19 protein-coding genes are annotated in these 23,400 nt (G+C 69.9%); 6 read left to right on the top strand and 13 right to left on the bottom strand.

From position 1 onward, the window contains the following. A partial coding sequence (locus ACFWP5_RS31180; RefSeq protein ID WP_384163894.1) for an ATP-binding protein occupies positions 1–2,233 on the bottom strand: 2,233 nt, incomplete at its 3' end. Positions 2,234–2,597: 364 nt separating this feature from the next. On the opposite strand from ACFWP5_RS31180, the gene ACFWP5_RS31175 reads away from it, so the two are divergent. Further along, a complete protein-coding gene (locus tag ACFWP5_RS31175; RefSeq protein WP_384163891.1) occupies positions 2,598–3,560 on the top strand; it encodes an ABC transporter substrate-binding protein in 963 nt (320 codons plus the stop codon). A gap of 92 nt (positions 3,561–3,652) precedes the next feature. On the opposite strand, the gene ACFWP5_RS31170 is transcribed toward ACFWP5_RS31175, so the two are convergent. The 6 genes from ACFWP5_RS31170 to ACFWP5_RS31145 form a co-directional block, all read right to left on the bottom strand. Then, positions 3,653–5,050: a glycoside hydrolase family 43 protein gene (locus tag ACFWP5_RS31170; RefSeq protein ID WP_384163887.1), complete on the bottom strand. Its 1,398-nt coding sequence runs from the start codon at positions 5,048–5,050 to the stop codon at positions 3,653–3,655. A 195-nt stretch (positions 5,051–5,245) separates the two neighbouring features. Beyond that, a complete protein-coding gene (locus tag ACFWP5_RS31165) occupies positions 5,246–6,178 on the bottom strand; it encodes an ROK family protein (protein WP_384163884.1) in 933 nt (310 codons plus the stop codon). Continuing rightward, on the bottom strand, positions 6,175–7,827 hold the full coding sequence (locus tag ACFWP5_RS31160) for a dipeptide ABC transporter ATP-binding protein (protein ID WP_384163881.1): 1,653 nt from the start codon (positions 7,825–7,827) through the stop codon (positions 6,175–6,177). The genes ACFWP5_RS31165 and ACFWP5_RS31160 overlap by 4 nt, the downstream gene beginning before the upstream one ends. Next, entirely contained in the window at positions 7,824–8,696 is an 873-nt protein-coding gene (locus tag ACFWP5_RS31155; RefSeq protein ID WP_384163949.1) for an ABC transporter permease, read from the bottom strand. The genes ACFWP5_RS31160 and ACFWP5_RS31155 overlap by 4 nt, the downstream gene beginning before the upstream one ends. Positions 8,697–8,722: 26 nt before the next feature. Then, a complete protein-coding gene (locus ACFWP5_RS31150) occupies positions 8,723–9,682 on the bottom strand; it encodes an ABC transporter permease (RefSeq protein WP_384163878.1) in 960 nt (319 codons plus the stop codon). A 3-nt stretch (positions 9,683–9,685) separates the two neighbouring features. After that, positions 9,686–11,443: a peptide ABC transporter substrate-binding protein gene (locus ACFWP5_RS31145; protein ID WP_384163875.1), complete on the bottom strand. Its 1,758-nt coding sequence runs from the start codon at positions 11,441–11,443 to the stop codon at positions 9,686–9,688. A 180-nt stretch (positions 11,444–11,623) separates the two neighbouring features. Here ACFWP5_RS31145 and ACFWP5_RS31140 point away from each other — a divergent pair, with 180 nt between their 5' ends. Together ACFWP5_RS31140 and ACFWP5_RS31135 are read left to right on the top strand one after the other, a co-directional pair. Continuing rightward, positions 11,624–12,832 (top strand): ROK family protein, encoded by a 1,209-nt coding sequence (locus tag ACFWP5_RS31140; RefSeq protein ID WP_384163872.1) that lies wholly within the window; start codon positions 11,624–11,626, stop codon positions 12,830–12,832. Between the two features lie 99 nt (positions 12,833–12,931). After that, complete coding sequence (locus ACFWP5_RS31135; protein ID WP_384163869.1) at positions 12,932–14,440, top strand: M81 family metallopeptidase; 1,509 nt, start codon at positions 12,932–12,934, stop codon at positions 14,438–14,440. Here the strand turns inward: ACFWP5_RS31135 and ACFWP5_RS31130 are convergent. From ACFWP5_RS31130 to ACFWP5_RS31105, 6 genes are all read right to left on the bottom strand, one after another. Next, complete coding sequence (locus tag ACFWP5_RS31130; protein ID WP_384163866.1) at positions 14,421–15,038, bottom strand: ATP/GTP-binding protein; 618 nt, start codon at positions 15,036–15,038, stop codon at positions 14,421–14,423. The two genes, ACFWP5_RS31135 and ACFWP5_RS31130, sit on opposite strands and share 20 nt — an antisense overlap. Next, positions 15,025–15,384, bottom strand: a complete 360-nt coding sequence (locus tag ACFWP5_RS31125; protein ID WP_019071425.1) for a DUF742 domain-containing protein — start codon at positions 15,382–15,384, stop codon at positions 15,025–15,027. The genes ACFWP5_RS31130 and ACFWP5_RS31125 overlap by 14 nt, the downstream gene beginning before the upstream one ends. A 1-nt stretch (position 15,385) precedes the next feature. Next, entirely contained in the window at positions 15,386–15,817 is a 432-nt protein-coding gene (locus tag ACFWP5_RS31120) for a roadblock/LC7 domain-containing protein (protein ID WP_019071426.1), read from the bottom strand. Between the two features lie 12 nt (positions 15,818–15,829). Beyond that, entirely contained in the window at positions 15,830–18,208 is a 2,379-nt protein-coding gene (locus tag ACFWP5_RS31115) for a nitrate- and nitrite sensing domain-containing protein (RefSeq protein ID WP_384163862.1), read from the bottom strand. Between the two features lie 39 nt (positions 18,209–18,247). Beyond that, on the bottom strand, positions 18,248–19,261 hold the full coding sequence (locus ACFWP5_RS31110; RefSeq protein ID WP_384163859.1) for a substrate-binding domain-containing protein: 1,014 nt from the start codon (positions 19,259–19,261) through the stop codon (positions 18,248–18,250). Between the two features lie 364 nt (positions 19,262–19,625). Next, positions 19,626–20,081 carry a tellurite resistance TerB family protein gene (locus ACFWP5_RS31105; RefSeq protein ID WP_384163856.1) on the bottom strand — a complete coding sequence of 152 codons (456 nt, stop codon included), beginning with the start codon at positions 20,079–20,081 and terminating at the stop codon, positions 19,626–19,628. Positions 20,082–20,227: 146 nt separating this feature from the next. On the opposite strand from ACFWP5_RS31105, the gene ACFWP5_RS31100 reads away from it, so the two are divergent. Genes ACFWP5_RS31100 through tatA form a run of 3 tightly spaced genes read left to right on the top strand, consistent with a single transcriptional unit; the run spans position 20,228 to position 23,352 of the window. After that, the gene (locus ACFWP5_RS31100; protein ID WP_384163852.1) at positions 20,228–20,584 is read left to right on the top strand and encodes an ArsR/SmtB family transcription factor; all 357 of its coding nucleotides are present in this window, start codon (positions 20,228–20,230) and stop codon (positions 20,582–20,584) included. Then, complete coding sequence (gene mgtA / locus ACFWP5_RS31095) at positions 20,574–23,066, top strand: magnesium-translocating P-type ATPase (RefSeq protein WP_384163849.1); 2,493 nt, start codon at positions 20,574–20,576, stop codon at positions 23,064–23,066. Before ACFWP5_RS31100 ends, mgtA begins: the two co-directional genes overlap by 11 nt. A gap of 31 nt (positions 23,067–23,097) precedes the next feature. After that, positions 23,098–23,352 (top strand): Sec-independent protein translocase subunit TatA, encoded by a 255-nt coding sequence (tatA, locus tag ACFWP5_RS31090; protein WP_384163846.1) that lies wholly within the window; start codon positions 23,098–23,100, stop codon positions 23,350–23,352. Positions 23,353–23,400: the final 48 nt, after the last annotated feature.

Raw genomic sequence — 23,400 nt, 5'->3', positions numbered from 1 at the left:
CGGTGGCGGACTCGTCCGCCGGGGCGTGGTGGGTGACGGGCGGCACCGCTGCGGCGGCCGTCGGCGCCGTCTCGTACCGGGAGACCCTGCGGGGGAGCGGGGTGGGCTCGTCATCGGCGCGCAGGTGCTCGGGAGCGATCGGCTCGGGCCTGCTCAGGGTGATCGACGGCCGTGGACCGGAGTCCGAGGCGGCCCAGGAAGGAGCCGGACGGGCTTGGTCCTGGGCCGGGTCGACGGCACCCGCCCCCGCGGCGGCGGACGCGAGCGCTTTGTCCGACCCCGTGTGTTCTCCCGCCGAACCGCCGGGGGCCAGCGCGCTCATGCGCAGCAGCAGCGTCGCCGGGATCGTGATCTCGGCCGTCACGCCGCCGCCCGGGGTGCGGGCGAGGGTGACGTCGATGTCCCAGCGGCGGGCGAGCGTACCGACCACGAACAGGCCCAGCACCTTCGTCGGCACCAGGTCGAGACGTTCACGGCGGATCAGGCGGGCGTTCTCCTCGGCGATGCGATCGGCGCTCATCCCGAGACCGTGGTCGGCGACCACGATCAGCGCGTCGTCGCCGTCGGTCCGTACGACCACCTCGACGGGGCTGCCCGCGGGCGAGAACGAGACCGCGTTCTCCAGGAGTTCGGCCACCATCAGCGTGAGGTCGCCGATGATGTCGGGCTCCACCATGACCACGGTGTCGGCCCGCAGGCCCACCCGCTGGAAGCCCTCGATCTGGCCGAGCGCGGCCCGTACGACGTTGGTGAGTTCGGTGGGTCCGCCGTCCAGCACGGTCTCGCGGATGCCGGCGAGCAGCATCAGACTGTCCGCGTTGCGGCGCAGGCGGACGGCGATGTGGTCGATGGAGTAGAGGCGCTCCAGCAGCGCCGGGTCCGTCTCGCCCCGCTCCACCGCGTCGATCAGGGCGAGTTGACGGGTCGTCAGGTTGCTGACGCGGCGGCCGACGTTGCCGAACATCTCGGCGACGTTGCGTCGGCTGACCACCTGGCGGGCCAGCAGCGCGGCGGCCGTGGTCTGCACGTGGTTGAAGGCCTCGGCGAGGTCACCGATCTCGTCCTTCGCGGTGACCGGCATGTCGCGCAGCAGCGGCGGACCGTCGTCCTCGGCGTCGTCGTCGGCGACGCGGGCGAGTTCACGGCCCGCGACCTCGGCGACCTGCTTCGCGGCAACGGTGAGGGCCTGCACCGGGCGGACCACCGAGCGGCGCACGATCACCACGAAGCCGAGCCACAGCGCGAAGCCGAGCAGCGAGAGGCTCAGCAGCAGTCCGGCGCGCCAGGAGGCGGAGGAGGACGCGCTGTCGGCGCGGGCGGCGATCTGGGCGATGAGCGAGCCGGTGATCTTCAGGCGGCCCGCGGCCTGTTGCGGGTAGGAGGGGTAGTCGCTCATGGCGTCCGCGAAGGCCTTGCGGACGGCAACGGGCGACTCCGCCTGCAGCCCGCTGGGGTCGATCTGCAGCTCGGCGTAGGCCTCGGCGATCAGCCGCTGCGCCGGGGTGTGCTCGATCCCGGAGAGCTGGTCGGCCTGGTCCTCGGTGGCGAACCGGGCGAACCTGGCGGCCTGGTAGGTGTAGAGGTCGTAGGAGCCGACCGCGTTGTTGAACTCGATGAGCGCGTTGCTGTCACCGGTCGTCGCCGAGAACACGCTGGTCTCGAACGAGCTGTGGGCGGCGTCCGCCCGCAGCACGGAGTCCAGCAGGTTGCCGGTGAAGGTGGTGGCGAGGTTCGCGTTGTGTTCGAGGTCGAGCCCGTCGATCAGACTGTCGGAGGCGCTGGTGTACGCCGGGTCGATGTTGTCGGCGGGCAGATAGCTCTGCTCGACGGTGTCGCGCAGCGTCTCCAGGCCGTTGATCTCCTTCAGCGCCTGGGCCTCGTTGTCCGGCAGCCGGTCGCCGAAGGTGTCGCGCACTTTCTCGACCTGCTTGTCCACGGCCGACTGGGCCGTCCGGTAGGCGCGCTGCGAGGGTGTACCGCCGTCGTTGGTGGCCTCGAAGCGGACGGAGAGCAGGATGGCCTGCTGGTGCTCCATCTCCACGAGGTTCACCAGCTGGGCGACCTGCCCGCTGTCACGCACCAGTTGGGCCGCGTCGCTCGCGTCCGTCGACTGCCCGACCTCATCCGAGATGAGATACGCCAGCAGCACCGCGACCACCGCGAGCGGTACGCCGACGAGCAGATTGAGCTTGCGCCTGAAGGGCCAACGGTCTGCGAAGCCCCGTATGGACACCAGGCCTCCTTCGTGGGGTGTTGTCACGGTACGCGCAGCGACACACGTGACTGTTTTTGATCGAAGCGGCCCCCGCACACCGCTGTGACCGACGCCAACTCCGGGGAGACTACCGCCTCATCGAACGATCAAGCGCGTCGCCCTACGTCAAGAATCAATTACAAAGCGACCGTGTTCGTGACCGGTCTGTTTACGTTGCCTTCACAACTGGGCACTCATTGAGGCCAATCGGTGACCAGACTTCTCTTGACTGACCGAGAACCGGCTGGATTGGATCAGCGGAGTGCGGCTTTCACGCTCCGCGCGTGGACGCCACAGCCATGCCTGCACGCCTGTGCCAACATCCGAACCCGGAACGGGAATTGTGACTTCTAAAGCGAAGAACAGCTGGTCCAGTACTAGGTACCCCGGCGCGGCGGCCATCGCCCTCGCCGCCACGGCTGCGCTTGTCACGGGATGTGGTTCGTCCTCCGACAGCAAGTCCGACAACCCCCTCTCGGGCGGCAAGGCCAGCGGTGACACCGTCGTCGTCGGCTCCAACAACTTCGCCGAGAGCATCCTGATCGCCGACATCTACGGCGAGGCCCTCAAGGCCAAGGGCGTCAAGGTCACTTACAAGCCGAACATCGGCAGCCGCGAGACGACCTACGGCCTGCTCAAGAACGGCACGATCACCGTGCTGCCCGAGTACAACGGCGCGCTGCTGGCCTACCTCGACCCGAAGGCCACCCCGGCGACCCTCGCCGCGACCACGGCCGCGATCGACGCCAAGCTGGACACCAAGCTGACGCTGCTGGACCCGGCGGCCGCGGAGGACAAGGACACGGTCACGCTCAACGCGGAGACCGCGAAGAAGTACAACCTCACGTCCGACTCCAGCATCGCGGACCTCAAGTCCATCGCCAAGGACCTGGTCATCGGCGCCTCGCCGGAGTTCCAGACCCGGCAGCAGGGCCTGCTGGGCCTGAAGTCCGTCTACGGCCTGGAGTTCAAGTCCTTCAAGGCGCTGGACGCGGGCGGTCCGCTGACGGCGGCGGCGCTGCAGAAGAACACCGTGCAGGCGGCCGACCTCTTCAGCACCGACCCGACCATCGTCAAGGAGAAGCACGTCACGCTCCAGGACCCGAAGAAGCTCTTCGGTTTCGAGAACGTGCAGCCCCTCGTCTACAAGAGCGGCCTCTCCGCGGCCGGCGTGGCCGCCCTCAACGCGGTCTCCGCCAAGCTCGACACGGCGACCCTGCTGGACCTCGACACCCAGGTCCAGTCCCAGAACAAGGACCCGCTGGACGTGGCGAAGGCCTGGCTGAAGACGGCCGGTCTGAGCTGACCTTCTCCGGCCGACGCGGGTGCCTCCGTTTCTCCGGGAGGCACCCGCGTCGTGCTGCGCGAAATCAGCGGCCGACGCCCGGTACGGGACGCTCAGTACCCGACGTGGAACGTCGCGTCCTGCTGATCCGTCGTCGTAGAGATCGGGTCGATGCGCAGGACGTAGTTGGAGTGCCGGATGTAGCGCGTCGGATTGTTGTACGACCGGAACGACGCCCAGGAGGAGTCGGCGAGCCCCGCGGTCCGGTAGAAGGTCGCGTCCCCGGCGAACGTCGACGTGCCGTCGTTCACGTCGAGTTGGAGCGCGTAGTCGTAGTGCCGCAGATAGCGGGTCGGGTAGTTGACCGACTGGAAGGACACCCCGGTCGAGTCCGCGAGGCCCGGTACCAGCTTCCACTGGGAGTCGGTGTACGGGTCGAAGGCGTACTCGTCGATCCGGCCCACGAAGTTGGAGTGGCGGACGTAACGGGCCGGGTAGTTGTAGGACTTGAGCCGGTTCCAGGCCGGAGTGCCCCACTTCGCCACCAGGTTGGTGTACTCGGTCGTGGTGATCGGCTGGATGCCGCAGTGCTTGGAGTTGAGCGGCTGGGTGTAGAGCTTCTGGTCGACGGCCGTCCAGGTGCCGGCGGCCAGGCTGCTGGTCTGCCAGGCGTAGAAGACGCCGTTGGGGTCCCAGGTGTCACCCCAGAGGTACCAAGTGGAGCTGGAAGCAAGGGACTTGACCAACGTCGGCGCCTCGGTGCCGTTGTGCGAGACCGCCGTGCTGAACTCGGTGAAGCTGCCCGGGTCCAGTGACGAGGACTTCGCGCCGACCAGGGTCGAACTCTTCTTGAAGTAGAGGTAGTTGACACCGTTCACGCCCACGGCCAGGTCGCCGTCGATGACGTCGTAGCCGGGGTCGAAGAACACCTGCGGATCACCGGCGGTCACGAAGTCGCTGGTGTAGTTGACCATGATGACGTTGTGGCCGCTGTCGTTGACGGCCGAGTAGATCACGCCGTACTGACCCCGGCCCGCGTCCCAGAAGGACTCCGGCGCCCAGGCGTGGGTGTCCAGGTCGTGCACCTTCATCCGCCGGTAGCCCGTGAAGGTGCGCAGGTCGGTGGAGTCCCAGACGTGGATGTACTGGCTGACGTACGACCAGTCGGTGCCGTTGAGGTCGGTGGCGAGGACCACGAACGTGCCGTCCTGCTTGCGCAGGATGAACGGGTCGCGCAGGCCGAGGGACCCGGCGGTGGGGGTGGCGACGGGGGCGTTCTGGTTGAGCGGGGTCCACTGCAGACCGTCGGTGCTGACGGCGAGGTGCAGGCCGTAGTTGGCGCCCAGGAACGTCGGCGACTCGGTGAAGTAGCACATGACGTAAGCCGAGTTGGCCGCGGCCTGGGCGCTGCCCACGCCGAGCGTGAGGGCGCCGGTGGCCGCGAGGGGGACGGTCGCGGCCATGCCGAGGAACAGGCGGCGGGACGGGTGGGGGAGAGGGGGGACGGCCATGTGTTCTCCAGGGGGTGCGGGGCGGCCCATCGGTTCAGATCTGTTCGAAATCCCGAACCAGGTTCGGTGAGTCGATCAGAAGGTAGAGATGGGGCGCGTGTGCGTCAATCACACGGTCGCGCTTGGCCAATTCCCGTCGTTCACGTAGGAGTTGGCTGAGGCCGGCCTGTGTGGATCAGCGCCTCCCGCGGCGCCTCACACGCCCGCGCCCACGCCCAGTTCCGCCCGCGCCCGGGCCGCCGCCCCGATCGCCACCGCGTCACCGCCCAGCCGGGCCGGCAGCACCCGCACCGGGTGACCGCTCACCGGCGGCTCCAGCGCCAACGTCTCCCGTACGGCCGACTCGACCAGCGCCCAGGACCGGCTGACACCCCCGCCGATCACACACGTCGTGACATCCAGCAGCCCCGCCGTGATCAGCAGCGCACGGGCGACACCGCGCCCCAGCGCCGTGTACACGGCCTGCGCGTCCGGATCGCCCGACCGGGCCGCCTCGGCGACCTCACGGGCCGTCCGCGCATGCCCCGTCCGCTCCCCGTACCGCGCCGCGACCGACCGCCCCGACGCCAGCGTCTCCAGATGCCCGCGACCGCCGCATGTGCACGGCAGTTCGCCGAACCCGGGGACATGGCCGATCTCGCCCGCCGCCCCGCGGGGCCCCTCGTAAAGGGCGCCATTCAGCCACAGTGCGCCACCCACGCCGGTGCCGAGCGTCATTCCGAGCACGTTCTCCTCACCGGCGACCGCGCCCCGCGCCACCTCGCCGCGCAGAAACGCGTTCACGTCGTTGTCGAGGAACGCCGGTACGCCCAGGGCCTGTTGGACGCCGGCCGTCACCTCGAACCCGGCCCAGTCGCGAAAGGAGTCGCTCGCCACGAGGATCCGCCCGGCCCGCACGTCCACGAGCCCGGCCGCGCCGACCCCGACCCCGAGCAACCGGGCAGGCGTACGGTCCAGCAGCAGCCGTAGCGCGGAGAGCGCGGCGTCGAGCATCGCGGTGCCGCCCTCGCTCGCCGGGGTCGGGACCTCCGTCCGGTCCAGGACGTCGAGTTGAGCCGTGCACAGCACGACCTGGGTGGTCGTGCCGCCGATGTCGACGCCGGCGACCACCTCGGGAGAGTCCGTCACGCGCCGGCCTCCGTCCCCAACGCCACCCGGCGCTCTCTGCGTTGACGCTGGAGCACGGGGTCCGGGACGGGCACGGCCGCGATGAGCCGACGCGTGTACTCGGTCTCCGGACGCAGCAACGTGCGCATGGTCGGCCCCTGTTCCTCGACCCGTCCGCCCCGCATCACGACGACCCGCCCCGCGAACTGCTGCACCACGGCGAGGTCGTGCGACACGAAGAGACACGCGAACCCGAGCTCTGCCTGCAACTCGGCGATCACTTCCAACACGGTCTGCTGCACACTCACGTCCAGCGCGCTCGTCGGCTCGTCCGCGACCAGCAGCCTCGGTTCGAGGACCAGCGCCCGCGCGAGACTCACCCGCTGCCGCTGCCCACCGGACAGCTCACGGGGCCCGCGCCGCGCCAACTCCCTTGGCAGCCGCACCAGTTCGAGCACATCGGCCACGCGCTCCCGCCGTTCGGCGGCGCCCATCCCACGCCGGTGCACCCGCAACGGCTCGGCCACACACTCCGCGACACTCATCCGCGCGTCCAGCGAGGCCACCGGATCCTGCAACACCACACCGACCCCGGCCAACAGGGCCCGCCGCGCCCGCCCCCGCGCCTTGCGCAGATCGGCCCCGAAGAGCGAAACGCCCCCCGACTCCGGCGCGACCAGCCCGAGCGCGACCCGCGCCGCCGTCGACTTCCCCGACCCGGACTCACCGACAAGCCCCACGGTCTCGCCGGCCCGCACGGTCAGCGACACCTCCTCCAGCGCACGCACGGCACGGGGCCCACGCCCGAACTGCACGGAGACATCCCGCAGTTCGACTACAGGAGCCGTCTCGATGTGCTCGTGTAGGGCACCCACCGGCTCGCTCACCGCCAGCCGAGGCACAGCCGCCAACAACCGCCGCGTGTACTCATGAGTGGGCCGCAACAGCACGTCCTCCACCGCCCCCGTCTCCACGACCTCCCCCTCCAGCATCACGGCGACCCGATCGGCGAAATCGGCGACGACCCCCATGTTGTGCGTGACCAGCAGCACCCCGGTCCCGGAGTCGGCGGCCAACGCCCGCAGCAGATCCAGGATTTCGGCCTGCACGGTGACGTCCAGCGCGGTGGTCGGCTCATCCGCGACCAGCAACCCGGGCGAGTTGGCGATCGCCATGGCGATGACGACCCGCTGCCGCTGCCCACCCGACAACTGGAACGGAAAGGCGGAGGCCCGCCGCTCCGGCTCGGGAATCCCGACCTTGCGCAGCAACGCGACAGCCTCAGTGGCCGCCTCCTGCCGGGAGACGTCCCGATGGTTCCGTACAACTTCCGCTATCTGCCTGCCGATTCGGGTCAGCGGATCAAGCGCGGTGGCCGGCTCCTGGAACACCATCGAAGCCGTACGCCCCCGCAGTCGAGCGAGTTCGGCCTCGCCGGCCCCCACGACATCCGTACCGCCGACCGAAACGCCCCCGGAAGCACGGGCGTTACTGGGCAACAGCCCGAGTGCGGCAAGCGCGACGGTCGACTTCCCGGACCCGGACTCACCGACGAGGGCGAGGGTCTCACCGGGCTCCACCCGCAGCGACACCCCACGCACGGCGGGCACATCACCGCTCTCGGTGGAGAAGGTGACGCCCAGGTTCTCGATCTCCAGGATGCTGTTCATCCCCGTCCCTTCACATCGAAGGCGTCGCGCAGCCCGTCGCCGATCGCGTTGAACGCGCACACGACGAGGATGATCGCGAGGCCCGGCGGCACGATCAGCCACCAGCGTCCCGAGTACGCGGCCGTCAGCCCGGCCGAGAGCATGCCGCCCCAGTCGGTCGACGGCGGCTGGACTCCCAGCCCCAGATAGGACACATAGGCGACGAGCAGAATCGCGTCGGCGACCTGGAAGGTGGCCGCGACGACGATCGTCGACACCGAGTTGGGCAGGATGTGCCGGGTGATGGCCCGGCTGTGCGAACCGCCGATGGCGCGCAGGGTCAGCACGTAGTCGCGACTCTTCAAGGTCAACGTCTCCGCCCGCACCAACCGCGAAGGCACGAGCCAGGACACCAGCCCCAGAATCACGATCAGTCCGGGCACACCCGGCGTGGTGATCGCCGACACGACCAGCAGAATGAACAGCGCCGGAATCGCGATCCCCGCGTCCACGACCCGCATCATCACGGCATCGACCCAACCGCCCGCATATCCGGCGACGGCGCCCCAGAGCGTCCCGATCACGGTGGCGAGCACCCCGGCCGCAAGCCCGACGAGCAACGAGACCTTCCCGCCGTACATGAGCCGCCCCAGCTCGTCGTGCCCGACGGCGTCGGTCCCAAGCCAATGCGCCCCGCTGGGACGGAGATTGACCTGCGTGAGGTCGGTATGGATCTGATCGGTGGAGTAGAGGAGAGGCCCCACGAAACAGAACAGAAGGAAGAGGACCACGACCAGGAGTCCGGCAACAGCGAGTTTGTTGCGCGCGAAGCGAGCAATCAGGGGCGCGGGGCTGTGTCGATTTGCGGCTCCGCCGCAGGGCGCGCCCACCCTCCACCGGCCCGCACTTTGAACACTCATGTCCGCCCAGCCTTCACTCGGGGATCCACGATCCGCTGGACGACGTCAGCAAGAAGCGTCCCCACCACAGTCGCCACCGAGATCACCAGCACACACCCCAACAGCACCGGGTAATCCGAAGACTGAGCCGCACTCCAGAACAGGAGCCCCATCCCGGGGTAGTTGAACAGCTGCTCCACAACCAACGCCCCACCGAACAGCACCGGCACGTAGTACCCCAGCATCGCGATCACCGGAGTGAGCGAGTTCCGGAAGACGTGCTTGAAGAGGATCGCCCGCTGCCGCGAACCCCCCGCCCGAGCAGTACGGACGTAGTCCTCGGACAGGTTCTCCAATGTCGAGGCCCGCATGTACCGGCTGAACACGGCAACCATCGAGGCCGCCCCGGTCACCACGGGCAGCACCAACGCCACAGGATCAGCGAAGACTTGAGCCAAGGTGTCACCCTGCGGCGCCTGCGAGGGAAACCACCGCAGCACCTGCGTGAAGACCAGCACCAGCACAAGTCCCAGGAAATACACGGGAGTCGAGTAGGCGACGAAGCTCAGGGTCGTGATGACATAGTCGGCCGGCTTGTTCCGCCGCACCGCCTGCCACATGCCCAACGGAATGGCGAGCAACAGCCCGAGCGTGGCGGACAACACGGTCAACACCAGGGTTTTCGGCAGGCGTTGCTCGATGAGCCGGGACACCGCCTCGTTCAGGGTGTACGACGTGCCGAGGTCACCGTGCAGCAACTGCCGCAGGTAGTACAGGTACTGCACGGGCAGCGGCCGGTCGAGCCCCTGGTCGTGGTTGAACAGCGTGATCTGCTGCGGCGTGGCCTGCGGGCCGAGGATCCCGCGCGCGGGACCCCCGGGCAGCGCGTGCAGCAGGCCGAACACCACGACCGTCACGATGAGGATCACGACCAGCGCCTGGGCGATCCGCCGGGTCAGATACAGGAGGGTGTCCATGCCTCAGCTGGTCCACTTCCACTGTGCCGGGTGGAAGTTGGCGAGCGGGTCCTGCGAGAAGCCGCCGAGGCCGTTCTTGACCACGGAGATCTGGTAGTCGGGCTCCGGCAGCCAGATCACCGGCAGGTCCTTGGCGAGGGCCGCGCTGTAGTCCTGGATCTCCTGCGTCGAACTCGACGTGGTGGACGCGGAGATGAGCTTGTCGACGTCGGCGTTGGAGTAGTTGCCGAAGTTCGCGCCGCCCTTGGACTGGAACAGGGAGTCGCCGGTCGGGAAGGCAGGGAAGTACCAACTGCCCGCCGTACCGAAGAAGGACAGCTGCCACTTGCAGATCGACTGCGAGGCCGTGCACTGCGGGGTCTGCGACAGCACGGAGTTGACCGGCGCGGTCTTGATGGAGAACTTGATGCCGGTCTTCGCGAGCGAGGACTGGATCGCGCTCATCATGTTGTCGGTCACCGTCGAACCGGACTGTGACAGCACCTGCATCTGGAACTTCGTCCCCTTGGCGACCCCCTCACCGCACTGCGCGGCGCCGGTACCGGGACCGGTGCAGGTCATGACCCCGCCCTGCTCGGTCCAACCGTGGCTGCTGAGCAGGGACTTGGCGGCCGAGGCCGAGAACGGGTAGGGGTCGCTCTTCTGCGTGGCCGACAGGAACGACGAACTCTGCGCCTGCGGTACCGGCCCGTATCCGGGCACCGCCGTGCCGTTGAAGATGACCTTCGCCAGCGCGCTCTGGTCGATCGACCGCTGCACCGCCTGCCGGGCGTACAGCTGCTTGAACACGGCACCCATCGCAGGGTTGTTGAAGTTGTACGGCATGTAGGTGATCGCCCAGCCCGACCACGGCTTCACGGTGTAGCCCTGCGCGGTGAAGCTCGCCTTCTGGTCGAGGTCGGTCGCCTCGATGTAGCCGTAGTCGACGCTCCCGGACCGCAGCGCGTTCTTCTCGGCGTCCGCCGTCGTGAAGGGCAGCAGGTTCACGGTGGGGATACCGGGCTTCTCGCCCCCGTCGTACTTCGAGTTGGCGGTCAGGACGACCTTGCCGGCCGTGGAGAAGGACTTGACGGCGTACGGGCCGCTGGTCGTCTTCCACAGGGTGTTCGTCGCGTAACCGCTGATGTTCTTGGCCGCGTTGTTGAGGTACGTCCAGTCCTTCTTGGCGTCCCTGGCCTTGTCCCAGACGTGCTGGGGGAGCGGGGTGATGGCACTCAACTCGTTGGCCAGCATCCACTGCGGGTTGTACGCCTTGTCGAAGGTGATCGTGAAGTGGCTGGCGTCCACGGTCTTGAAGGACGTCCAGTTGTCCGGTGCCTTGCCCGGGTTGTAGCCCGCCCACTGCCCCTTGTTCGCCTTGATGAGGTCGAACCAGAACTTCACGTCGGCGGAGGTGACCGGCTTCCCGTCGCTCCAGTGCCGGTCGCCGAGGGTGATCGTGACGCTCTTGTTGTCGGCCGCGAAGTCGGCTGCGGTCGCCACCGAGCCCTTCTTGTTCCAGCCCATGCTGCCGGTCGAGCCGTCGTAGGCGATCAGCGGCTCCCACATCGAGTTCGCGATGGAGATGTTGTTGGTGTTGAGGTGGGCCGCGGTGCCGATCGGCAGGATCCAGTTCGGGGTGAAGTTCGCGGGCAGCGCGTAGTTGATCGAGTCGTGGGACCCGGACGACGACGTGCCGCTCGACCCGGAACAGCCCGCGAGCAGCAGCGAGACCGTGGTCAGGGAGGCACCGGCGAGGAGTCTCGAGCGAACAGGGGACATGGTTCTCCTCGGAAAAAGAGGGGCGGAGGCGGGAGTGAGGACAGTCAACGGCCCCTGGTGTCGAAGAAACAGTCGTGCCGCTGTAAAAAGCCTGTTACTGCCGTTCTGAAAAAAGCGAACAGGCCATTCGAGTGGCTTACGCTCATCGCCTCGATCGCCGATCCGGAAGTAACTTCCTCTATGCCTGAAAAAAGTGCGCACCGCCGGAAGAGCACCTCGGGCGTCTCCTCACTGGCCGAACACGTCCTCGAACTCCTCGCCTCCGGGCAGGCCGCCACCCGCACCGAACTCGCCGAACTGCTCGGCGCCGCGCCCTCGACGATCTCCCTCGCCGTGGGCCAGCTGGTGTCCCTCGGGCTGGTCGCCGAGCACGGCACCCGCTCGTCCACCGGCGGCCGGCCGCGCAAGGTGCTGCGGCTGGGCGGCAGCGACGGATTCGCGGTCGCGGCCGAGCTGGGCGGCAAGCACGCGCACGTGGGAGTCGTGCTGCCCGGCGGCGGACTCACCGACGTGTCGACCGTGCCCTTCCTCACGGCGGACGGGCCCGAGGCCGCGTTGCCGGGTCTCGCCGAGACGCTCACCGCGCTCGCCGAGCGGCACGGGCGGGAGCGGCTGCGGGGCGTGGGCCTGTGCCTGCCCGGTCCGGTCGACGTCGCCTCCGGGATCGTCACGCTGCCCGCCCGGATGCCCGGCTGGAACAGGTTCCCCATCCGGGACTGGCTCGCCGAGCGGTTCGAGGTACCGGCCGCCGTCGAGAACGACGCCAACTGCATGGCCGTCGGCGAACACACCGTCCAGCCCGCAGAACGACGCCAGTCGATCATGGTCAAGGTGGGCACCGGGATCGGCGCCGGCGTCATCGCCGACGGCCGCCTCTACCGGGGCGGCACCGGCGCCGCGGGCGAGATCACCCACGTCCGCGTCGAGGCCGCCCAGGACACGCCCTGCTCCTGCGGCAACACCGGCTGCCTGGAGACCGTCGCCTCCGGTGCCGCCCTGGTCCGCATCCTGCGGGGGCACGGCCTCGACGTGACGTCCACCGAGGACGTCGTACGTCTGGCCACCGACGCCCACCCCGAGGCGACCCGCGCGGTCCGCCAGGCCGGCCGCTACCTCGGCCAGGTCCTCGCCGCCAACGTCAACTTCTTCAACCCCGACGCCGTGTATCTGGGCGGCATCCTCTCCACCCTGGAACCCTTCGTCGCGGCCGTCCGCAGCCAGCTCTACGAGGGCTGCCACCCCCTGGTCACCGAGCACTTGGTGATCGAGCGGGCCAGCCTCGGCGCAGACGCCGGGCTGGTGGGCGCAGGCCAGTTCGCACTGCAGAGAGCACTGGCACAGGCACTCCAGACGGTCACAGACCAACCGGGGCGGCGACAACACCTGTAGGGGCTATCGGGGCCGCGATGACCCACCTTCTTTAGGGGCGCGGGGAACTGCGCGACCAGCCACAACGAACCCGCACCCGACACACGACCTGGAGCACCCGTGCCTTCATCCCGCCCCACAATCGCCATCGCAGGCCTGGGCATCGAGTCCTCAACCTTCTCCCCGGCCCGCACCGAAGCCCCCGCCTTCCACCCCCAACGCGGCCCCGAAGTCCTCACCCGCTACCCCTTCCTGGTCCCCGGCACCCCGCTCAGGGAAGCCGCCGACTGGCAAGGCGCCCTCGTCGGCAAGGCCCTCCCCGGCGGCACCGTAACGGCAACCGCATTCACCGAACTCACCGACGAACTCATCAGCCGCCTAAGCGAGTTGGGCCCCCTAGACGGCCTCTGGTACGACATCCACGGCGCGATGACAGTAGAGGGTATGGACGACGCCGAAGCCCTCCTCCTCACCCGCATCCGAGAGGCCGTAGGCCCGGACACCCTCGTGTCGACCTCCATGGACCTGCACGGCAACGTCTCCCGCGAACTGGTCCACCGCAGCGACCTGATCACCTGCTACCGCATGGCCCCGCACGAGGACGCCATGGACACCAAGGAGCGCGCCGCCCGCAACCTCGTCGACCTCCTGGCGAGCGGCGCGCCCCGCCCGGTCAAGGCCTGGATCCCGGTGCCGGTACTGCTGGCCGGGGAGCAGACCTCCACCCGTATCGAACCCGCGAAGAGCGTGTACGCGGCCGTAGAGGAAGTGGAAGCGGTCGAAGGGGTCATCGACGCGGCGATCTGGGTCGGGTACGCGTGGGCCGACGAGCCGCGCAACCGCGCCGCGGTCGTCGTCACGGGCGCGTCCACCGCCCAAGTCACCGCAGGAGCCGAGCAGTTGGCGCGGGGCTTCTGGGACGCCCGGCACGACTTCGCGTTCGTCGCACCCACCGGAACCCTGCACGACTGCCTCGACGAGGCCCTAGCCTCCACCGCCCGCCCGTACTTCATCAGCGACACCGGCGACAACCCGACCGCGGGCGGCGCGGGCGATGTCACCTGGGGGCTCCAACAGGTCCTGGAACGCCCGGAGTTCAAGGACCAGGACGGTCCTACGGTCATCTACGCGTCGTTGCCCGGACCGGCCGCCGTAGCCACAGCGGAGCGTGCCGGCGTCGGTGCCACCGTCACCGTCACGGCGGGCGCGGAGGTCGACGACCGGCACGCGGGCCCGCTCACCCTCACCGGTGTCGTGCACTCCGTCCGGCACGGTGACCGGGACGCCGGGACCGAGGTGGTGCTGCGGGTGGGGAGCGTGCACGTGATCCTGACCCGGCTGCGGAAGCCGTATCACCACGAACACGACTTCACCGACCTGGAGTTGGACCCGCGCTCCGCCGATCTCGTGCTCGTCAAGATCGGCTATCTCGAACCCGAACTCTTCGCCATGGCCGCCGACTGGAAGATGGCCCTCACCCCGGGCGGGGTCGACCAGGACCTCGGCAGGCTCGGGCATCACCGCATCCGGCGGCCCATGTTCCCCTTCGACCGGGACATGCCCGACCCGGACCTCACGGCCCGGGTCGTCGCCCCCTCGGACCAGCCGCTCACCGGGGCGGACGAATGAGCTTGCCGCCCCCACCGTCCTCGATGGCGGCGGCGATCAACTGGTCGAGCAGCGCGATCAGTACGTTCCGGCACGAGTCGCGCTCCCGCGCGTCGCACAGCAGCACCCGGACGTTCTCCGGGAGGGCCAGCGCGTCGCGCACCGCTTCCGCCGGATACGGGTGCTCACCGTAGAAGCCGTTCACGCCCACCACGAACGGGATGCCCCGGCGTTCGAAGAAGTCGACGGCCGCGAAGCTGGACTTCGGGCGGCGGACGTCGATGAGGACCACCGCGCCCAGCGCGCCGAGCGCGAGGTCGTTCCACATGAACCAGAAGCGCTGCTGGCCCGGGGTGCCGAACAGGTACAGCACCAGGTCCTGGCCGATGGTGATGCGGCCGAAGTCCAGGGCCACGGTGGTGGCCCGTTTCTCCTCGATGCCGTCGAGGTCGTCGACGGCGAGGCCCGCCACGGTCAGCGGTTCCTCGGTGCGCAGCGGGGCGATCTCGCTCACCGAACCGACCATGGTGGTCTTGCCGACGCCGAAACCCCCCGCGATCAGGATCTTGACCGTCTCGGGCGGCGCGGGTGCCGGAGCGATGGTGTCAGAGCCGGCCAAGGCCCTCCCTCACTTTCTGCAGCAGGTCCATGTCCGGGCTGGTACGGGAGACCGGGTGCGGCGGCCGGGCCGTGATCAGGCCCGCCTCCAGCAGATCGCAGAGCATGATCACTACCACGCTCACCGGAAGGTCGACAAGAGCGGCGACCTCCGCCACCGCCAGCGGCTCGGCGCACAGCCGCAGGATGCGGGACTGCTCCGGCTGTGGCCGGGGTGCCCGCGCGGGCGCCGGATCGACCGCGGTCACCGTGGTGATGAGGGTGAAATCGGCGCGGCTGGGCCGGGTTCTGCCACCGGTCAGCGTGAACGGCCGTACGAGCCGCCCCGCCGCGTCGCCACCGCTCACCTCACTCGCCGGAGCCGGCCGCGGGGCCGACGTTGGCCCGCGGCGCGGCGCTGAGATGCTCGCCTATCTTCTTCACCAGCATGTTCATCTGGTACGCCACGACCCCGACGTCCGCGCCCGGACCGGTCAGGACGACCAGATGGGCGCCGGGGCCCGCCGAGGTGAGGATCAGATAGCTGTTCGCCATCTCGATCAGCGCCTGGCGCACCGGACCGCCTCGAAAGTCCATGCTGACCCCCTTGCTGAGGCTCATCAGCCCGGACGCGGTGGCCGCGAGCCGTTCGGCGTCGTCGCGCAGGAACCCGGTGGACTTGCTGACGACCAGCCCGTCCTCGGACAGCACGACGGCCTGGTTCACCTCGGCCACCCGGTCCACGAGTCCGGTGAGCAACTGGTCGAGCTGGGTGTGCGTGGCGGGGACGGGTCGTGTCATGGGCGGAGTCCTTCATGAGCGGTCGGCGGGCGGATTCGAGGAGGCTGCTGTTTCCTCCCGGTCGTACTGCGACGGCGCGTCCTCGTCACGCGCCTGGAACGTGCCGCGCTGGAACCCGGCCAGCGAGGAGGCCGCGCGTTCCGCGGTGAAGTCTTCCAGCTCCGTGTCCTCCTCGACCGCCCCGGCCTCCTCCCGCAACTCACTGGCCAGACTGGTCTGCGGCACCCGCCGCGGCAATGGGGTCAGCCCACCGGGATCGGCGGTGACGGAGGGCTCGGGCGAGCGCGCCGGGGGAATGCCGGGCAGGCCCCCGGACACCGGGCTCGGTGCCCCGGCCGCGCGCTCGGCCAAGGCCGCGGCCTCCTTCGCCAGGACGGCCTCGGTGACGCCCGCGACATCGTCGGCGTCCACGGCTGGTGAGGCACCCGGCGTGGACTCCTCGGGTGCTTCGGGTACGACGATCTCGTGCGGGACGAGCACGATCGCGGTCGTGCCGCCGTACGGCGAGGAGCGCAGGGTCACCGCGATGCCGTGCCGGGTGGCGAGCCGGGCGATCACGAACATGCCGAGCCGGAGGTCGTCGGCGAGGGCGACCACGTCGAACTGCGGGGCCACCGCCAGCTGTTCGTTGAGCGAGGCGTAGTCCTCCTCCGACATGCCGAGCCCGCGGTCCTCGACCTCGATGACGAGTCCCTTGGCGACCATCGCGGCCCGCACCCCGACCGGGCTCGGCGCGGGGGAGTACACGGTCGCGTTGTCGATCAGCTCGGCCAGCAGGTGGATCACGTCCGCGACCGCCGGCGGCGCCAGGCACACCTCCTCCTCGGTGTGCACCTCCACCCGCTGGTACTCGGCGACCTCACCGACGGCGCTGCGCAGGATGTCGATCAGCGCGACCGGCTCGGTCCAGCTGCGGCGCGGCTGCTCGCCGCTGATGACGACGAGGTTCTCCTCGTAGCGGCGCAACTGGCTGGCCGTGGAGTCCAGTTCGTACAGACCGCGCAGGACCTCGGGGTCGTCGTGCCGGCGCTCCAGCTGGTCGAGCTTGGTGAGCTGGAGATTGACCAGGTTCTGGCTCTGCCGGGCGATGCCGAGGATGACCTTCTGGAAACCCCTCCGGGTGTCGGCGAGTTCGACCGCGGTGTGCACGGCGGTGCGCTGCGCGGTGTTGAACGCCTGGGCCACCTGGCCGAGTTCGTCGCCGCCGTAGTCCAGCGGCGGGGTCGCCGACTCCACGTCGATCTTCTCGCCCCGGTTCAACCGGGCGACCACGTCCGGCAGTCGGTCCTCGGCGAGGCTCAGCGTGGCGATCTTCAGGCCGCGCAGCCGGCGGGACAGGGAGCGGGTGATCCGCCAGGACATGCCGACGCACAGCAGCAGGGCGGCGAGTCCGCCCGCGCTCAGCGAGGCGGCCGTGACGAGCAGGTTGTGCGCCTTGTCGGAGCTGCGGTCGAGGAGCCCGGAGGTCTGCTGCCTGATCAACGCCGTGTACTGGTCGGCGACTTCGGTCAGTGACGCGTTCCACTGCTTCTGCTCGTCGGGCAGGACGATCCGGCCGGCCGTGCCGCCGTCCGCCTCCGCCTTGCCCGCCGTACCGGCCGTGAGCACCGCGTCCTCCGTGGACTCCAGGGTGCTCCACTCGACGCTCTGCAGAATGTGCTCGATCCGCGTCTTGGTGGCGCCCTGGAACCCGGTGGCGATCTGGTCCTCGACCAGCCAGCGCCGGGCGTGCACCAGCTCGGCGAACTGCTCCCACGACCCGTCGTCGAGGCGCCCGGAGGGCCAGGCCAGCGTCAACTGGGCGTCCTCCTGGGACATCAGCTCCGCCCCGTGCTCCAGCGCGACGAGCGGCTCCGCCTGGGAGGTGAGGTCGCCGTCGTCGACCTGGGACAGCTCCTGGAACGCCTGGATCTGGTCGTCGATGATCGCGGTGTACTGGTCCAGCACCTGCTGGGGCGTGATGTCGGTGGGCTTGTCCACCTGGTCCCGGTAGTACTCCAGGCTGTCCACGGACGCGACGACCGAGTACATCCGGTCCCTGATCCGGGACGGCGCCTTCTTGATCGCCCCCGACTGGGCCACGAGTTGGGCCACCGCCTTGTCCGTCGCCGTGCGCTGGGCCTCCAACGCGGCCTGGGAGCCGTGCGGATTCGCCATCCACGCCGCCGAGAGACTGCGCTCCTTCTGGAGCGCGAGCGCGGCCTCGGTGCCCATGGCGCCGGTCGACCTGCTCAACTCCGTCTGTGAGCGCAGCCGTAGCCCCTCCGCGAACATCTGGGTCGTCGTCACTCCCCACATGGCGGCCAGCGTGACGCTGGGGACCAGGGCGAGCAGGATCAGGGAAAGACGTATGGAACCGACGCGGCGCCGGGCACCTGTCCGTGGAGACATCGTGGTCGTCCTCGCTACATCCTCGTACGAAGTGTCCGGTCAGCGCGTTCCGTTGGCCGCGAACTTCGCGACCGCGCCGACGTTCGTCTTCGTCACGAACGCCGGGCCGGTGAGCACGGGAGCCACCCCGCCGCCACTGATGTTGCCGTTGGTCTTGTAGAGCCACAACGAGTTCACGGCCAGATAGCCCTGCAGATACGGTTGTTGATCGACCGCGAACTGTACGTCGCCGCCCTGCACGGCCTTGACCAGGTCCTGGTTCAGGTCGAAGGTCGCGACCTTGGCCTTGCTGCCCGCCGCCTTCACGGACTTGACCGCGGCCAGTGCGAAATCGGCGCCCATCATGACCACTTCGTCGATGCTGGGATCCTGCTTGAGCCGGCTCGTGACACCTGCGGACACGGCGCCCATGTCGGTGCCGTCCACATAGAGAATGTCGGTCTCGCCGCTGAACGCCTTCTTCACGCCCGCGCAGCGCGCCTCCAGGGCGACATTGCCCCGCTCGTGGATCACGCACAGGGCGTGCCTGGCTTTGAGGGCGTCCAGTTTCTGGCCGACGGCGCGGCCCGCGACGCTCTCGTCCTGCCCGAAGAACTCCAGGACGCCCTCCGACTGCCAGGAGTCGATACCGGAGTTGAGGCCGACCACGGGAATGTCCGAGGCCTTGGCCTCCTTGATCGGCCCCTTCATCGCGGCCGGTTTGGCGAGCGTCAGCGCGATGCCGTCGACCCCGTCCCGGATCGAGTCCCGCACCAGCGCGGCCTGTCCGGTGGCGTCGGGGTCGCTCGCGTACGTCAGGTCGACGTCGTCCTTGGCCGCGGCGGCCTCGGCGCCCTTCTGCACCAGCAGCCAGAAGGCGTCGCCCTTGCTCGCGTGGGTGACCAGCGCGATCTTGAGCCGGCCGGTGCCCGCGGCACCGGCCGCGTCCGTGCCGGAGCCGGAACCGCCGGTCCCGGAGCAGCCGGAGAGCAGCAGGGAGCCGGCCACGGCGACGGTGAGCGCCGTGCCGCGTATGAGACGGAAGGGAGTGTGAGGTGAGGGTGGAGTGGTCATGGGGGGTGCGGCACCTCGCTGTGCGGCCGAGCCTGAGGACGGGGAGAGTGCGCCCGGAGCCGTATGAGGTGCGCCGACCGGGAGACTCCCGCTGGCTCGGAGCCAACCGTGTGTGACCACTGGTAGTCAAGTGAGCAGCGACATGGAGTGAGTTGTTGGCGCCGCATTGTGATCATCTCGACGTCGTACGGAAGTTGAGCAGTCCGATGAGGAGGTTACGGGCGGGGGGACGGGTGGTTACGCCAAGGACCTACGCCACGGACCTACGCCAAGGACCACGGCGGATCCTCCCGAAGGGTGCCCGGCCGTCGATGTGCGGGGCGTGGATCGGACCGCGGTCCAGGTGGGGCGGATCAGAGGCAGGTCAGAGGTCGAACTCGTGCGGCGGCAGGTCGAGCGTGAAGCACGCCTCGCGGACCACGGCCTGCTCGGTCTTGTCGAAGTCGCCGTCCGCGCCGCCGATCACGATGCCGATCTGGATCACGGCACGCGCCTCGGCGGGCTTCTTCTTCGCCTTGGCGATCTCCTGGAGCACGCTGACCTTGCCGAAGGCGAAGTCGGCGGTCAGCTTGTTCAGGTTCTCGTCGAAACGGCGCTGGAGGTCCATGGCGTCGAAGTTCTGCAGCACTTCGTTGCTCGCGATGAGCTGGGCGACGCGCTGCCGCTCCGACGGGTCGATCGTGCCGTCGGCCGCCGCCACGAGCGCGCACATCGCCATGCTCGCGTCGCGGAACGCCCCGCTCTTCAGGTCGTTCTTCTTCGCCACGAGCTGGGTCTGCATCGTCGACGCGGACTCCTTGAAGCGGTCCCACAGGGCCATGCGAACTCCATATGTAGTAATCGTGCGTCAGGTACGTGGTCGTGCGGCCGCGGCACCGTGGAAACTCCCCGGACCGGGGAGAAGTTCCGGCCGCCTAGACTGGGCGGCTCACGAACGGGACCGGCCAGGGACGGGAGGCGACGACGGTGAAGGCAGCCGGCAGCGGCTTCGAGGACCCGTCCGCCGACGTGCTCGCGGACGCCGCCGCGGCCTTCGGGCTGCTGGCCTCGCCCGCGCGGCTGCACATCGTGTGGGCGCTGGCCCAGGGCGAGAGCGATGTCACCGGGCTCGCGGAGCGGGTCGGCGGCGCACTGCCCGCGGTCAGCCAGCACCTCACCAAACTGAAGCTCGCGGGCCTGGTCCGATCCCGCCGCGAGGGCCGCCACCAGGTGTACTTCGTCGACGACCCGGACGTGGTCGACGTCGTCCGGCTCGCGGTCACCCGCATCGGCGACCGGGCCGACAGAGCCGACCTGCCCGCCCCCCGACTCCGTGGCCTCTGACACCGCCGCCCACCGGCACACCCCGCTCCAGGTGCTGCGGCACCTCGACACCGGCCCGCGCGGACTGACCGACCCGGAGGCCGCGGCCCGGCTCGCGGCGACCGGCGAGAACACGGTTCCCCAGCGTCGTACGGCCTCCTGGCCCCGCCTCTTCCTACGCAGCCTGCGCGACCCCTTCACCGCCGTCCTGCTGGGCCTCGGTCTGGTCTCGGCGCTCGTCGCCTCCTGGGGCACCGCCGCGGTGATCCTCGCCCTGGTCGCGGTGAGCTGCGTACTGCGCACGAGCGGGGAGCACCGGGCCGACCGCTCCCTGCACGACCTGCGCCGGCTGGTCGGCTCCACCGCCTGCGTGCTGCGCCGCACGGACCCGGAAGCGCCGGTACGGGCCCGGGAGGTACCGGTCGCCGAGCTGGTGCCGGGCGATGTGGTGCGGCTCGGGCCCGGCGACCTCGTCCCCGCGGACGTACGACTGCTGCGCGCGACCGGGCTGACCGTGCACCAGGCCGCCCTCACCGGCGAGTCCGCGCCCGTCGCCAAGGCCGCCGTGGAGCTGCCCGGGGCGGCGGACGAGGGGCCGTTCGCGCGGCCGCAGCTGTGTTTCCAGGGCAGCGGTGTCGTCTCGGGCAGTGCCACGGCGGTCGTGCTGGCGACGGGCACGCGGACCCGGTTCGCCGCCGCGCACGACGGGCCGGTGCGGCGGGAGGCGAGCGCGTTCGACCGTTCCGTGCACGGCATCTCCTGGGTGCTGATCCGGTTCATGCTGCTGACGCCCCCGCTCGTCCTCATGGCCAACGCGGCGCTGCGCGGCCGGGGCCTGGCGACGCTGCCGTTCGCCGTCGCGGTCGCGGTCGGACTGACGCCCGAGATGCTCCCGGTGATCGTCACGACCTGCCTCGCGCGCGGCGCGGCGCTGCTCGCCCGTACGCACGGCGTCGTCGTCAGACGGCTCCCCGCGCTGCACGACCTGGGCGCCGTGGACGTCCTCTGTCTCGACAAGACCGGCACCCTCACCCAGGACCGTCCGGTCGTGGAAGGCGCCCTCGGCCCGGACGGCCACGACGACCCGGACGTCCTGCGCCTGGCCGCCGTAGCCGCGTGGTGGACCCTCCAACTCGCCGAGGCGCCCACGCCGGACGCCCTCGACGAGGCACTGCTGGAGGCCGCGGGGCCGGTGGGGGAGGAGTACGACGGGGTCGGGGCCGTGCCCTTCGATCCGGTACGGCGGCTCGCGACGGCGGTGGTGCGCGGAACGGCCCTGGGCACGCACACGCTGATCGTGAAGGGCGCGGTGGAGGACGTACTGGAGCGGTGCGTGCTCGACCGGGCCGAGCGCGACCGCCTCCTGTCCCTGGCCGAGCGGGAGGCGGAGTCCGGCCTGCGTCTCCTTGCGGTCGCCACCGCCGAACGCCCCGCACGCGCGCGTGACTACGGTCCGGCCGACGAACGGGGCCTGGTCTTCCGGGGGTTGGTGACCTTCCACGACGCCCTGAACCCGGACGCCGGGGAAGCCCTGCGGGCGCTCGCCGACCTGGGTATCGGCGTGCGGATCCTCACGGGCGACCATCCGGCGACGGCGGCACGGGTGTGCCGGGAGCTGGGACTGGACCCGGAGGAGGTGCGGGTCGCCGCCCGCCGCACCCCCCAGGACAAGGCCCGCGAGGTCGCCGCCCTGCGCGCGGCCGGACACACGGTCGGCTTCCTCGGGGACGGTCTGAACGACGTACCCGCGCTGCGCGCCGCCGACGTCGGCATCGCGCCGCGCGCCGCCGTGGACGTGGCGCGGGAGGCCGCCGACGTCGTGCTCGCCGGCAAGGACCTCGCCGCGATCCGGCACGCGGTCACGGCCGGGCGGCACAGCAGCGCGAACATCGCCTCGTATCTGCGGGTCACGCTCTCCTCGAACCTCGGCAACGTCATCGCGATGCTCGCCGCCGGCCTGCTGCTGCCCTTCCTGCCGATGCTCCCGGCCCAGGTGCTCGCCCAGAACCTCTGCTTCGACGCGGCCCAACTGGCCTTCGCCCACGACCGTCCCGGCGCCGCCGTGCTGAGCCGCCCGACCGTGCTGCGGCCGCGGGCGTTCCTGCGGTTCATCACCGGGTTCGGGATGCTGAACGCGGTCGCCGACCTCGCGACCTTCGCGGTGCTCGCGCTCGCGCTGCGCGGCCCGGACGCCGTGGACGACGAGGTGCTGTTCCACTCGGCCTGGTTCACCGAGAACCTGCTCACCCAGGCGCTGGTGATGCTGCTCCTGCGGACCGGCCGGAGCCTCGCGGAGGGCGGCACACCGGGCCCGGTCGGCCGGGCCGCCGTCGCGCTCGCCGCCGTAGGAGTGCTGCTGCCCCTGAGCCCGCTGGGCGCGCCGCTGGGCATGACGGGCCTGGCGCTCCCCTACTACTTCCTGCTGGCCGCCGTGCTCGGTGTGTATGCCCTGGCCCTGAGGGGTCTGCGGTCCACCTCAGGGTTGTACAGTTGCGCAACATAGCAACTGTTGTGAGGGAAGAAAGGGCGAGGTCATGCTCCGCAACGGACTGGAACCTTGGCACCTGCTGGTCGTGGCGATCGTCGTCATCCTGCTGTTCGGCTCGAAGAAGCTCCCGGAGGCCGCACGCGGACTGGGCAAGTCCATGCGCATCCTCAAGAGCGAGGCGAAGGCGATGAAGGAAGAGAGCAACCTGGCGGAGTCGGTCCCGACGGAGCCGACGACGGCGCACACGGTGGCCGAGTCCCCGGTGGCCACTTCTGCGGAGCCGCCCGCCACCGCCCACTGACCTCGCTCCCCGTCGCCCACCGCACGGACGACGGGGACCCGGTGGCCG

The organism is Streptomyces sp. NPDC058469, from assembly GCF_042721125.1.
Taxonomy (GTDB): Bacteria; Actinomycetota; Actinomycetes; order Streptomycetales; family Streptomycetaceae; genus Streptomyces.
Note: the sequence above shows the minus strand (reverse complement) of the source record. Positions and strands in the feature narration are given on the sequence as shown.